The following is a 12,215-nucleotide window of genomic DNA, read 5'->3' as shown; positions in this document are numbered from 1 at the left end:
CAAGGCTGGACGTGATGGATCGATGGCTATTGTCTGGACTAGCTTGGCTTTGATAGCGTCCGGCCCAATGGTCACTTCCGCCGAGCAGGGAAGGATCGAGGCAACGCACGTGTCCCTCTCGAACGCCGTCGACGCGCAGCCGTCGCGGTATGCCTCCCCGGTTTCCGCGAGCCGTGCGGTCGAAGTCGCGGAGTCCTGGCGGCTGGAGCGGGTGACCGCTCCCAGCCGCCTGTTCGGCGCGAACGGTCTGCGCACCGGCCCCGACGGCCGCGTCTATATCGCGCAGGTGACCGGCAGTCAGATCAGCTCGCTGGATTGCCGCAGCGGGCAGTTGGGCACCGTCAGCGCCACGGGCGGCGGCATCGTCGCACCCGACGACGTCGCGTTCGACGCCCGTGGCAATCTGTACGCGACCGAGGTCATGGACGGTCGGGTCAGCGTGCTCGACACCGCCGGCCGAACCCGGGTGTTGCGCGACGACGTTCCGTCGGCCAATGGCATCACCTTTCACCGGGGCCGGTTGTTCATCGGTGAATGTCGCGAAGGCGGGCGTCTGCTGGAACTCGATCTGGCCGGCGGGCCGCCCCGGGTGCTGCTGGACAACGTGCCGTCGCCCAACGCGATGGAAGCCGGCCCGGACGGTCTGCTCTACTTTCCGGTGATGGGCGCCAACGAAATCTGGCGCATCGACCCCGACGGGGGCGAACCGCAGTGCGTCGCAAGCGATCTCGGCGTGCCGGACTCGGTCAAGTTCGACGCGCAGGGCCATATCGTGTCAACTCAGGTCGCGACCGGGCAGGTGCTGCGCATCGATCCGCGCAGCGGCGAGCGGCGTCTGCTGGCACAGCTCAGCCCGGGCCTGGACAACTGCACATTCGTCGACGACCGGCTGCTGGTCTCCAACTTCACCGGGGAGATCACCGCGATATCGGCGGACGGCGCCACCCGGACGGTGTTACCCGGCGGGCTCAATTGGCCCCTCGACCTGACGATGGGAGACGACGGGCGACTCTATGTCGCCGACGGCACGTACTTCTACGCCGTGCTGCCCGACGGGTCGTTGCACACCGTCGGAATGCTCTTCAGCCCGGGCTATCCGGGATTCCTGCGCGGTGTGACGGCCAGCGGACCCGGCGAGTTCGTGGTGACGACATCGGGGGGACAGGTCGCCCGCTACCGACCGGCGGTCAGCGAATGTGAGGTGCTCGCAGACGGTTTCGACCAGCTCTACGGTGTGGCGCTCACTTCGCACGGCGTCGTATTCGCCGAGCTGGGCACCGGACGGCTGCTGTCGGTGCGAGCGGGTGACGTCCGGGTGCTGGCCAGCGACCTGCGGGAACCGGTCGGCGTGGCGGTCGACGCCGACGGGACGTGCCTGGTAGCGCAGGCCGGCGACGGCACGGTGGCGCGGGTGAACGGGTCGGGCATCGACACCGTGGTCGCCGATCTGCAACGCCCGCAGGGCATTATGGTCCGCGACGAGGTGCTCTACATCGTCGACGCCGGCGCCAAGCAAGTGATTGCGTTCGACCTGGACGGCAAGACCAAGCGAATCATCGCATCCGGGTTGCCGATCGGCCCGCCACCGGGTGTCACCCCGAAACCGCTCAAAGGCATGCCACCGTTCTCCGGGCCACAGGGCCCCTTCGCCGGCATCACAGCGGGACCCGACGGGACGCTCTACATTTCGGCCGACGGTGACGGCAGCGTGCTGTCGTTGCGCCGGTCGGGGGGCGGCCGCTGATGCCCCCGGCCATCGCCACCGATCACCGCTATCTGCAGATCGCGCGCACACTGCGGAAAGAGATCGTCGACGGTGTCTACCCGGTGGGCTCACGGCTGCCGACCGAACACCAACTGTGTGAGCGATTCGCGGCCAGCCGATACACGATCCGCGAGGCGCTGCGCCGGCTGCGGGAGGACAACCTTGTCACGTCGCGGCCGCGGGCGGGCACCCGAGTGGTTCCCCGTTCGGCCACGAGTTCCTATGCGCAGGACGCGATGTCGATCGATGACCTGCTCGCCTTCGCGGCCGGGGCGCAGCTGACCATCGAATCCAACGAGATGGTGACGATCGACGCCGAGATCGCCGCACGCACCGGCCTGCAGGCCGGCACTCAATGGCTGTCGGTGCGCGGCTACCGCCAGGCCGAGGGCGCGTCGGCGCCCATGTGCCGCACGGAGTACTACATCAGCCGCACGTTCGCCGCGGTCGGTCGGCTGTTGCATCGCCACACCGGTCCGATCTTTCCCTTGATCGAAGACCTGTTCGGCGTGAGCATCGCCGAGTTGCACCAGGAGATCGCCGCGGTCGTGCTCTCGCCCGGGCTGGCCGACGGCCTCGGCGTGGAGGCCGGGACGGCGGCACTGCAGATGCAGCGCACCTATAAGACCTCCGAGGGCGAAATCGCCCAGGTGACGGTGAACACCCATCTGTCATCCAGCTTTCGTTATGCATTGACCATGCGCCGCGTGAGCGGTTAGGTCGGTCATGTGATCGGCTCGGTCCCGCACGACACCGCACGAGCGGCAAAGGCGTATCGGCGCGGACTATGGGTGCGCACCACGCTGGCCGATTCACTCCGCACGGCCGCGCGGTCCACGCCGCAGCGAACCGTGTTGGTCGACAAGGAGATTCGGCTGGACTGCGCAACGTTGCATGCCCAGGCCAGTGCGCTGGCGGGCGCCCTGCTCGCGCGCATGCCGACCGGCAGTGTCATCTCGCTCATGCTGCCGAACTGGCACGAGGCCGCCGTCATCTACCTGGCCGCGACGCTGGCCGGGATGGTGGTGAACCCGATCCTGCCGTCGCTGCGCGACCATGATCTACGGTTCATCCTCGATGACGTCGAGGCACGGATGGTCTTCGTCCCGAGGCAATTCGGCGGCCATGACTATGCGGCCATGCTCGATCGGGTGACCGCCGCGATGAGCCGGGCACCCGAAGTTGTGCTGCTGCGCGGCTCCGAAACGGAGCAGCCCGGCCCACACACGTCGTATCCGGCCCTGTTCGACGGGTCGGAAGCGCCGGGGCCGCTCCCCCTGGATCCCGACGCGGTCCGGATGGTTCTCTATACCTCCGGCACCACGGGCCGCGCGAAAGGTGTCCTGCACAGCAGCAATTCGCTACACGCCCTGATCTGCCAGCTCCGCGATCACTGGCTGATCGATCCGGGCGACACCTTCCTGGTCCCGTCGCCGATCGCCCACATCGGCGGTTCGATCTACACGTTCGAATGCCCGCTGTTGTTGGGCACCACCGCGGTGCTGATGGACCGGTGGGATCCGGTGCGGGCCGTGGCGCTCATGAACGACGAGCGGTGCACCCATCTGGCCGGCGCGACACCGTTTCTTCAGCAGCTGCTGACCGCCGCCGAGCACGCCCACACCCGCCTGCCCGACCTGAAGGTGTTCATCTGCGGCGGCGCATCGGTGTCGCCCTCACTCATCCGCCGCGCCGCCGGCTATTTCGACCGGGCGGTGGTCACCCGGGTCTACGGCTGCACCGAGGTCCCCGTGGCGACCGTCGGCGCACCACGTCATGACGAAGCCGATCACGCCGCGGACACCGACGGGCGGCCCGGGATCGCCGAGGTCAAGCTCGTCCCACACGAAACCGCGCCCGCTGGTGACGGCGAAATCTGCGTGCGCGGTCCCCAGATGCTCTTGGGTTACCGTCATCCCGAAGACGACGCCGAATCCCTGGATGCCGAAGGGTTTTTCCACACCGGCGATCTGGGACGCTGGGTCGATGGCCAATACCTGCTCGTGACGGGTCGGGCCAAGGACGTCATCATCCGCAACGGCGAGAACATCTCGGCCAAGGAGGTCGAGGACCTGCTCGCCGACCACCCGGGCATCGCCGAAATCGCCGTCGTCGGGCTCCCCGACGAGAGAACCGGGGAGCGGGCTTGCGCGGTGATCGTGCCCGCGGGTGCGGCGAGGCCCGACGTCGCCGGCATGCTCGCGCTCCTGGAGAGCAAGGGGGTCGCGAAATTCAAGGCGCCGGAACAGGTGGTCATCTGGGATGCGCTGCCGAAGAACGACGCGGGCAAGATACTCAAACATCGGATCCGGGCGGCGCTGACCTCCGCGGCGATCACAAGCGCGGCGAAGCCGGGCGCGGCGGGTCGCCGCGCCCGAACCAAGGACGGGTGAAATGCAGGTCGCGATAGTCACCGGAGCAAGCAGCGGCATCGGCTTGGGGTGTGCAACCAAACTCGCCGAGATGGGCATGGCGGTCGTCGGTGCCGCCCGCGATAACGACCGGCTCGCCGAACTGGAAAGGGCGGTCGACGATCCCGATCGCGTCGCGACACTCGCCGTCGACCTGACCCACGACGACGCCCCGCGACGCATCGTCGACCTCGCGGTCTCTCGCTGGGGTCGCATCGACTTCCTGATCAACAATGCCGGGGTGGGCAGCCCCAAGCCGCTCCACGAGACCGACGACGAAACACTGGACCACTTCCTGGATTTGATGCTGCGGGCACCGTTCCGGCTTGCGCGTGACGTCCTGCCCCACATGCGACCCGGATCGGCGATCATCAACATCACATCGACGTTCGCGGTGATCGGCGGACTGCGTGGTGGCGCCTATTCCGCGGCCAAGGGCGGGCTGACCGCGCTGACGACACACATCGCCTGCCAGTACGGGTCGGCCGGCATCCGTTGTAACGCCGTCGCGCCCGGTGTGACGCTGACGCCGATGGTCGAGGAACGCCTGCAGGACGAGCGATTCCGCAAGATCAACACCGAGATGACGCCGCATCAGCGCTTGGGCACCGTCGATGACATCGCCGGCACCGTCGCCTTCCTGTGTTCGCCGGCCGGCAGCTTCATCAATGGGCAGACGATCGTCGTCGACGGCGGCTGGAGTTCAACGAAGTACCTTTCGGAGTTCGCGTTGTCGTCGGAATGGATCGCGCGGTGAAGCTGTCAAGGAGGTCGCAATGAAGTGTCAGGCCGCGGTGATCCGCGGGGTCGGCAGGGACTGGGAGATCCGCGAGATCGAACTCGACCCGCCCCGCAACGGTGAGGTCCTGGTGCGGATGGCCGTCGCCGGAATCTGTCACTCCGACGACCACTTGTTCACCGGCGATGTGGTGCCGACTCCAGAGGCGCTGGCGGCCAGCGGTCAGCCCGCGCCGGACTGGTTCCCCTTGCTCGGGGGTCACGAGGGTGCCGGTGTCGTCGAGGAAGTCGGGCCGAACGTGTCGACGGTGCAGCCGGGGGATCGGGTGGCCCTCTCGTTCATTCCGGCATGCGGCAATTGCCGGTTTTGTGTGAACGGGCAGAGCTACATCTGCGATATCGGCGCGAGCCTGTTCGTGCGGGAGATGCCCACCGACGGTACCTGCCGCAGGCATCTCGGCGAAGAGGATCTGTTGGCTTACGGTCAGCTCGGCACCTTCGCGGAATATGCGGTGCTGTCGGAAAGGTCCGTCATCAAGATCGGCGACGCGATCCCGTTCCATGCCGCCTCCCTCGTGTCGTGCGGCGTCAGCACCGGTTGGGGCTCCGCTACGGTGTCGGCGGGAACCGAGCCCGGCGACACCGTGGTGGTCATCGGCACCGGGGGCGTCGGGATGAACGCGCTGCAGGGTGCGCGCGCCGTCGGCGCAAAGTATGTCGTCGCAGTGGATCCGGTTGACTCCAAGCGAGATTCGGCCAAGCTCTTCGGCGCCACGCATACCGCCGCCTCCGCCGGGGAAGCGATACCGTTGGTCAGAGATATCACCGCGGGCGTCATGGCCGACCGCGTCGTCGTCAGCCCCGGCGTCGTGCACGTGGACCTGATCCCGGCGGCGATGGCGTTGCTGCGCAAGGGCGGGATTTGCGTGCTGACCGGCATCACCCCCTTCACCGAGCCGCCGGTTCCGTTGGTTTTGCAGGAGATGACGCTGTCGGCCAAACAGCTGCGGGGAGCGCTCTACGGCGGGATGAATCCGCGCACGAGCGTGCCGATGCTGTTGTCGCTGTATCAGGCCGGTGAGTTGAAACTCGATGAGTTGGTCACCCGACACTACCGGCTCGACGAGATCAACGACGCATTCACGGACCTGCGCGAGGGCCGCAACATTCGCGGGATCATCGAGTTCGACACCATCAAGACCGGCGGCTGATCATCGGGTCTCGAAGTGGCGGCGGATGCCGGCCAGCATCGCGATGTGCGCCTTGACGGCCTCGCGCGTGGTCACCGGGGCGAGCGGGCGGGGCGCCGCGATCCGAATCCGCTCGGTCACCCGGGTGCCCGCGGCGATCGGCGCGAAGCTCACCGTTCCGCGCAGCCGCACCCCCGGCGACTGGTCGGCCTCGGTCAGCACGTCACCCACCGCCGGCACCCGCAGCCGGGCCCGATAGGCGACCTTGATGGTGAACGGGCCCAACGGGATCCGGTCGCGCACCCGGTAACAGTGCTCGTATCCGTCCGGCGTTTCGGTGCGCGACAACGTCTCCACGAACACGATCAGCGGGTGCACCAGCTTGATGTTGTCCAGGTCCACGTAGAAGTCGCGGACCGCGCCCGGCGGCGCGGGCACGTCCTCGGTCAGCGTGTGCTCGGAGTGGGCGGTCCACCAGCTCATGCGGAGAACTCCGCGAGCAGCTCCGCGGTGCGCCACCAGACCAGCGCCGCGAACAACACGACCAGGGTGGCCGTCACCGCGGCCTGAATCATGTTCCGGCGCTGCCTTGGCGGGTAGACGTAGGCCGCGGCGACCAGCCCGCCCGTCACCAGCCCGCCCACGTGCGCCTGCCAGCTGATGCGCTGCGAACTCATCAACGGGACAAGGAAAGTGAAGACCAGGTTGATCGCGATCACCACGACGACCCAGCGGACGTCGACCGCCAGCCGCTTGCCGACCACGAAGGTGGCGCCGAACAGGCCGAAGATCGCACCCGAGGCGCCGGCGGTCGCCGTGTCGAGCGGCGAAACCAGGTACACCAGGACCGAACCGCCCAATCCGCTCATCGCATACAACGCGCCGAAACGCAGCCGGCCCAGCCAGCTTTCGAGCGGCGGGCCGACCACATACAGCGCCCACATGTTGAAAACCAGATGCGTCGCCCCGTAATGCAGGAACGCCGACGTCGCCAAGCGGTAATACTGACCGTCGGCCACCGCCGGCGGCCACAACGCGAGCTGCCTTTCCAGATTCCCCGCCGCCAGTTGCAGCACGAACGCCAGCACGTTGATCGCGATCAGCGCGTAGGTGAGCACCGGGGCGGCCGACCGCTGCCGCCCGCCGAAGCGGGTGCGCGGCTGCCGGATGGTCCGCGCGCCCGCCCGGACGCACTCGACGCACTGGTGCCCGACGGCCGCGCTGCGCATGCAGTCCCCGCAGATGTACCGCTCGCAACGGTTGCAGCGGACATACGTCGGGCGGCCCGGGTGCCGGTAGCAGGTCGGCGCCGTCGGCGGGGAAGGGGGTCCGCTCATCGCCCCATTCTTTCCCGCATCCCCGGCCCGGGCGCAGCGCTTCGGCGAACCCGTTTCCCCGCCCGCTCCCCTCCCCTACTGTGTGGTGGGTGGAGAAGACGTGACCGAAGCGGGTGTGGTCGAGCGCTATCTGCAGTGCCTGGCCGCGCACGACTGGGACGGTCTCGCCGCGACCATCGCCGACGACGGGTTGGTCCGCGAGGGCCCGTTCTGCGACGTCGTCGAGGGCAAGCACCACTACGTCGCCTACCTACGCCAGGTCCTCACCAACTTGTCGGGACATCGGCTTGACGTGCACCGGGTTTCGCACGTCGACGCCCGCCTGTCCTACGTCGAGTTGACCGAGGCGTTCGATATCGACGGCGTCACCAAGCGCTGGCCCGAATGCATCGTGTTCGAGCGGGGCGACGACGGGCGCATCCGCCACGTGAGCGTGTTCTTCAAGCAGCCCGCGGCGCAGTGAACCGCCGCGGGTGGCCGGAAGACTATTCCCTGAACCGCGAATTTGACCTAGCGTGTGACGGGTGGAATCAAACGGAAGCCCGGAATTGGTGCCCGTCGAAACATTGCACTCAGGTGATCCCATCATGGATTGCGGCCAGCGGTACATAGTCCTCGAATCGAAGGCCGTCGGCGATAGCTGCGTGGTCCTCGAGCTCGAGTCCCGGGTGGACCACCAGCTGCAGGTCATCGAGAAGTCGTTCCCGGCGGGCTACCACGTCAACAGGGCAAACCACCGAATTTTGTAGCCCGAATTTTCTCGGCCGAATATTGCGCGCGTAGCCGTCGGACGGCTACCGCGCATTCGTGTTATTCGGGGCCGGGAACGCGAAATGCGGGGCGGCCGGATTTAGCCGCCGCGCGCCGGGCGCGGGTCGTTCGGATCGTCGGGATCGGGCTCGCCGAACCACCGCGACGGCGCGTGCTCGCCGTATGCGTCGTGCCATTCCCACCACTCGTAGGGCGCGGTTTGCGGGTACCCGTCCGGTGAGTCCTCCCAGTTCTCCTGGCGTCCCAGCGCGGTCATGTCGAGGTAGCTCCACGTGTTGCCCAGCGCCTCGTCGCCGCGATTGTTGATGAAATAGGTCCGGAACACGCGGTCGCCGTCATGGATGAACGCGTTCGTGCCGTGCCACTGGTCCACGCCGAAGTCGGCATCGAAATCGTCGGTCAGCGTGAACCACGGCATCCGCCAGCCCATCCGGGCCTTCAACCGCGCGATGTCGGGCTGTGGTGCCCGCGAGGCGAACACCAGGGTGGTGTCGCGCGCGTTGAGGTGGGCGAGGTGTCCGACGTGGTCGGCGATCATCGAGCAGCCGCGGCAGGCGTGGTCGGGCCAGCCGTCCACGCCGGGTTCGAAGAAGGCGCGGTACACGATCAGCTGACGCCGGCCCGCGAACAGCTCCCGCAGCCTCACCGGGCCCTCCGGCCCCTCGAACGCGTAGCCGTCGTCGACGGCCAGCCAGGGCATCCGCCGGCGCGCCGTGGCAAGGGCGTCGTGGGCTCTCATCACTTCCTTCTCCCGCACCAGGAGTCGGTCGCGCGCGGCGGCCCATTCCGGCGCCGACACGATGGGGGGTGTGTTCATGGCGTTGTCCTCCTTGCCGTTTCGTGGTCTCAGGCCACGGCCGCCAGGCCGCTCGACGTCAACAGGAACGCGTCGCCGCTCCCGGGGGCGCCGCCGGCGATCTCCAGGACCGACCGGCCCACCTGCTCCGCGGTGAGCGGGGGCCCGCCGGCCCGCACGAACGTGTCGACGTCCACCCCTTGGCGTCGGGCGTAGGCCGCGACGGCCTCGGCGCCCAGGTCGGTGGCCGGCGTCAGCCGGGGCAGGACGGCCACGAAGCGGATCCCGAGCCCGGCCCGCTGCGACTCGGCGGCGGCATAGCCGGCGATGAACCTGACCGCGGCCTTCGCCCCCGCGTACCCGCCGCTCAGCGGCGACCCGGCCATCGCGGCGCCGCTGGACATGACGATCACGGAGCCGCCCGGAGCCAGCGGACGTCGCAGCGCGTGGCGGGTCCAGTGAAAGGCTTGCGCGACATCGACATTCCAGTTCCGGCTGAAGCTGTCCCAGCTCTGCTCCTGCAGCGGGCTCATGCGCGGTGCGGCCCCGGCGCTCAACACCAGTGTCCGCGGCCGGTATTCGTCGATGAGCCGCTGCGCCGTCGCGGGGTCGGCGGCGTCGGCGACCACCGGGACGAAGCCGGCACCCAGCTCGTCATGGGTCTCCTCGAGACCCGACCGGGTGCGCGCCACACCGACCACCCGCGCGCCCGCGCCCGCGAGCGCGCCGGCGATGGCGCGGCCGAATCCGCGGCTCGCCCCGGTCACGATCGCCGTGCTGCCCGCCAGGCCATCCAGCTCGTTCATGTCGTCCTCCGCTCTCCGTGGGAAACGTGCGTCCACCAATGGAGATGCGGTGCGGCGCGCGAATTCATCGCCCGCGGACCGATGAATTTCGGCGGCCCGCCGTCTCTGTACAGGAGTAGCGTTCGGTCGCAGCCGAGATAGGAGAAGCCGTGCCGGCCAGAGAGGATTTCATCGCGCAGGCCACGCCGTTTCGTGCCGAGCTGATCGCGCACTGCTACCGGATGCTCGGGTCGGTGCACGACGCCGAGGACCTGGTCCAGGAAACCTATCTCAACGGCTGGCGCGGCTACCAGGCGTTCGAGGAGCGCGCGGCGTTGCGAACGTGGCTGTACCGGATCGCGACCACCGCGTGCCTGCGCGCCCTGCAGCACCGCGCCCGGCGGGTGCTGCCGGCCGGGGTGATCGAAGGATCCATCGACCCGGACATCGACCTCGACGCGATCGCCGGCCCCCACGAGTGGCTGGAACCCATTCCCGACGCGCTGACGTTCCGGACGCCGGAGGACAACGTCGCCGCGCGGCAAAGCCTGCGGCTGGCCGTGATGACGGCGCTGCAGGAGCTTCCCGCCCGCCAGCGAGCGGTCCTCATCTTGCGCGACGTCGTGCAGTTCAGCGCCGCCGAGGTGGCCGAGCTGCTCGAGACCACGCCGGCCGCGGTCAACAGCTCGCTGCAGCGGGCGCGGGCCCGCCTCGCCGAGCTCTCACCCACCGAGGACAGCCTGTCCGAGCCCGACGATGCCGAGCGCCGCGCCCTGCTGGACCGCTACTGTGCGGCATTCGAGAACGCGGACATGGCGGCGCTCACCGCGCTGCTGCAGGCGGACGTGAAACTCGAAATGCCGCCCCTGCCTGTCTGGTTCACCGGGCGCGATCCGGTACTGCGGTTCCTCGCCGCGCGTGCCTTCGCCAAGGCCGGTGACATCGCGATGATCCCGACGGCCGCCAACGCGCAACCCGCGGTCGCCGAATACCGCCGCGGCGCCGACGGGGCGATGCGGGCCCATTCCATCCACGTCCTCACCGCGGGTGACGCCGGGGTCGCCACCATCACCGTCTTCCTGGACCCCGGCCTGTTCAGCACCTTCGGTTTCCCGTCCAGCCGGTAACCTGTCCGCAGGGAAGCGACCGCACCGCCGGTCACCCGTGGGAAGGCCCGACCCACCGGCGTCATCCGGTGTCGTCGCAGCGTCCACGGCCCCATCTGTGGACAGGTCCCCAGCCCCCCAGGATCATTAGCGCGGTAGACGTAATCGAAGGGTGACCGAGTGAGGATTCCCGGCGTTGCCAGCGTCGTCGCCGGCATGACCGACGGGGCCGCGCAGGTGGTGCGGGCGGGTGTGTCCACGGCGGCCGGCGCGGCGGGCGCCCTGCAGACATTGGCCAGCCCGGTCGCCGAGTTGGCCGTTCCGGTGGTGCAGTCGATGGCCCAGACCACGACCCGGGCCATCGGATTGAGCGGTCCCCCCAACGGTTCCGGGCCCAGCGTCACGCCGCCGGTTCGCTGGCAGAGCGGGCGGCGGGTGCACCTGGACCTGGATCCGTTGCTGCCGTTCCCCGGCTGGCACGAGCACGCGCCGGCGGTGGAGGAGCCGGTGCGCAGGATCCCGGGGGTGGCCTCGGCCCACGTGGAAGGTGCGCTCGGCCGGCTGGTGATCGAATTCGACAACGAACCCGACGGAGACGCGCTCCTGGACCGCGTGCGCGAAACCGTCTGCAGCGTCGCGGCGGACTTGACGCTGGTCGCTTCGGGGGAGGCGCCCCGGACCGCGCCGTTCGCCGACCCCGGCAACCCGCTGGCGATCCTGGTCCCGTTCAGCGCCGCCGTCATGGACGTCGCGGCCATCGGCGCCGCGGTGACGGGCTGGCTGGGGCGGCTCCCCGTCGCGCCGCGCAGCGCCCGCGCGGCCGCCGCCCTGCTGAACCATCAGCCGCGGGTGGTCGCCGTGCTGGAGTCGCGGCTGGGCCGCGTCGGCACCGACATCGCCCTGAGCGCGTCGACCGCGGTGGCGAACGGGCTGACGCAGGCGGTGGGCACGCCGCTGCTGGACCTGGCGCAACGCAGCCTGCAGGTCTCCGAGGCCGCGGCGCACCGGCAGCGATGGCGGGACCGGGAACCGGAACTGGCCTCGCCCAAGCGGCCGCAGGCCCCCGTGGTCCCGGTCATTTCGTCCGCCGGGCCCAAATCCCAAGCGCCCCGGCATAACTGGGCGGCAGCCGCCGCGGGCGAAGCGTCCCACGTCGTGGTCGGCGGCGCCATCGACGCCGCCATCGACACCGCGAAGGGATCGATGGCCGGGCCGGTGGAGGAATACGCCGACCAGGCCGCGAACGCCTCGCTGGTGGCCGCGGCGGGCGCGCTGCTGGCCGGCGGTGGCACCGAGGATGCGGCCGGCGCGCTGCT

The 12,215-nt window shown here is 69.1% G+C and carries 12 protein-coding genes and 1 pseudogene; 9 read left to right on the top strand and 4 right to left on the bottom strand.

All coding sequences use genetic code 11. The features are described from left to right. Positions 1-67 precede the first annotated feature (67 nt). Genes HMPREF0591_RS04050 through HMPREF0591_RS04030 form a run of 5 tightly spaced genes read left to right on the top strand, consistent with a single transcriptional unit; the run spans position 68 to position 6,125 of the window. A complete protein-coding gene (locus HMPREF0591_RS04050) occupies positions 68-1,744 on the top strand; it encodes an SMP-30/gluconolactonase/LRE family protein (protein WP_083801929.1) in 1,677 nt (558 codons plus the stop codon). Next, positions 1,744-2,484: a GntR family transcriptional regulator gene (locus HMPREF0591_RS04045; protein ID WP_007167144.1), complete on the top strand. Its 741-nt coding sequence runs from the start codon at positions 1,744-1,746 to the stop codon at positions 2,482-2,484. Before HMPREF0591_RS04050 ends, HMPREF0591_RS04045 begins: the two co-directional genes overlap by 1 nt. Before the next feature lie 9 nt (positions 2,485-2,493). Continuing rightward, entirely contained in the window at positions 2,494-4,158 is a 1,665-nt protein-coding gene (locus HMPREF0591_RS04040) for an AMP-binding protein (RefSeq protein WP_007167143.1), read from the top strand. A gap of 1 nt (position 4,159) precedes the next feature. Next, a complete protein-coding gene (locus HMPREF0591_RS04035; RefSeq protein WP_007167142.1) occupies positions 4,160-4,933 on the top strand; it encodes an SDR family NAD(P)-dependent oxidoreductase in 774 nt (257 codons plus the stop codon). A 37-nt stretch (positions 4,934-4,970) separates the two neighbouring features. Further along, a complete protein-coding gene (locus tag HMPREF0591_RS04030; protein WP_040621807.1) occupies positions 4,971-6,125 on the top strand; it encodes an NDMA-dependent alcohol dehydrogenase in 1,155 nt (384 codons plus the stop codon). On the opposite strand, the gene HMPREF0591_RS04025 is transcribed toward HMPREF0591_RS04030, so the two are convergent. Both HMPREF0591_RS04025 and HMPREF0591_RS04020 read right to left on the bottom strand, forming a co-directional pair. Further along, positions 6,126-6,587 (bottom strand): SRPBCC family protein, encoded by a 462-nt coding sequence (locus HMPREF0591_RS04025; RefSeq protein WP_007167140.1) that lies wholly within the window; start codon positions 6,585-6,587, stop codon positions 6,126-6,128. It abuts the gene before it with no gap. Beyond that, entirely contained in the window at positions 6,584-7,441 is an 858-nt protein-coding gene (locus tag HMPREF0591_RS04020) for a rhomboid family intramembrane serine protease (protein WP_007167139.1), read from the bottom strand. The genes HMPREF0591_RS04025 and HMPREF0591_RS04020 overlap by 4 nt, the downstream gene beginning before the upstream one ends. Positions 7,442-7,541: 100 nt before the next feature. On the opposite strand from HMPREF0591_RS04020, the gene HMPREF0591_RS04015 reads away from it, so the two are divergent. Together HMPREF0591_RS04015 and HMPREF0591_RS04010 are read left to right on the top strand one after the other, a co-directional pair. Further along, entirely contained in the window at positions 7,542-7,904 is a 363-nt protein-coding gene (locus HMPREF0591_RS04015) for a nuclear transport factor 2 family protein (RefSeq protein ID WP_007167138.1), read from the top strand. Positions 7,905-7,965: 61 nt separating this feature from the next. Next, entirely contained in the window at positions 7,966-8,190 is a 225-nt protein-coding gene (locus HMPREF0591_RS04010; RefSeq protein WP_007167137.1) for a hypothetical protein, read from the top strand. 101 nt (positions 8,191-8,291) lie between these two features. Here the strand turns inward: HMPREF0591_RS04010 and HMPREF0591_RS04005 are convergent, their stop codons facing one another. Together HMPREF0591_RS04005 and HMPREF0591_RS04000 are read right to left on the bottom strand one after the other, a co-directional pair. Then, complete coding sequence (locus tag HMPREF0591_RS04005) at positions 8,292-9,029, bottom strand: DUF899 domain-containing protein (protein ID WP_007167136.1); 738 nt, start codon at positions 9,027-9,029, stop codon at positions 8,292-8,294. Positions 9,030-9,058: 29 nt separating this feature from the next. Then, positions 9,059-9,814: an SDR family oxidoreductase gene (locus tag HMPREF0591_RS04000; protein ID WP_007167135.1), complete on the bottom strand. Its 756-nt coding sequence runs from the start codon at positions 9,812-9,814 to the stop codon at positions 9,059-9,061. 149 nt (positions 9,815-9,963) lie between these two features. Here HMPREF0591_RS04000 and HMPREF0591_RS03995 point away from each other — a divergent pair, with 149 nt between their 5' ends. After that, positions 9,964-10,920, top strand: coding sequence for a sigma-70 family RNA polymerase sigma factor (locus HMPREF0591_RS03995; RefSeq protein ID WP_007167134.1), 957 nt, complete (start codon positions 9,964-9,966; stop codon positions 10,918-10,920). Between the two features lie 159 nt (positions 10,921-11,079). Then, positions 11,080-12,215 (top strand): annotated as a pseudogene (locus HMPREF0591_RS03990) (cation-translocating P-type ATPase); the annotation flags it as partial.

It is taken from the genome of Mycobacterium parascrofulaceum ATCC BAA-614 (assembly GCF_000164135.1).
Lineage (GTDB): Bacteria > Actinomycetota > Actinomycetes > Mycobacteriales > Mycobacteriaceae > Mycobacterium > Mycobacterium parascrofulaceum.
The sequence above is the reverse complement of the archived record's forward strand: the minus strand, read 5'-3'. Positions and strand labels throughout refer to the sequence as shown.

Coding starts and splice junctions, on each gene's coding strand:
- HMPREF0591_RS04025 (WP_007167140.1), bottom strand. CDS start 6,587: ATGAGCTGGTGGACCGCCCACTCCGAGCACACGCTGACCGAGGACGTG.
- HMPREF0591_RS04050 (WP_083801929.1), top strand. CDS start 68: ATGGTCACTTCCGCCGAGCAGGGAAGGATCGAGGCAACGCACGTGTCC.
- HMPREF0591_RS04045 (WP_007167144.1), top strand. CDS start 1,744: ATGCCCCCGGCCATCGCCACCGATCACCGCTATCTGCAGATCGCGCGC.
- HMPREF0591_RS04000 (WP_007167135.1), bottom strand. CDS start 9,814: ATGAACGAGCTGGATGGCCTGGCGGGCAGCACGGCGATCGTGACCGGG.
- HMPREF0591_RS04035 (WP_007167142.1), top strand. CDS start 4,160: ATGCAGGTCGCGATAGTCACCGGAGCAAGCAGCGGCATCGGCTTGGGG.
- HMPREF0591_RS04005 (WP_007167136.1), bottom strand. CDS start 9,029: ATGAACACACCCCCCATCGTGTCGGCGCCGGAATGGGCCGCCGCGCGC.
- HMPREF0591_RS04020 (WP_007167139.1), bottom strand. CDS start 7,441: ATGAGCGGACCCCCTTCCCCGCCGACGGCGCCGACCTGCTACCGGCAC.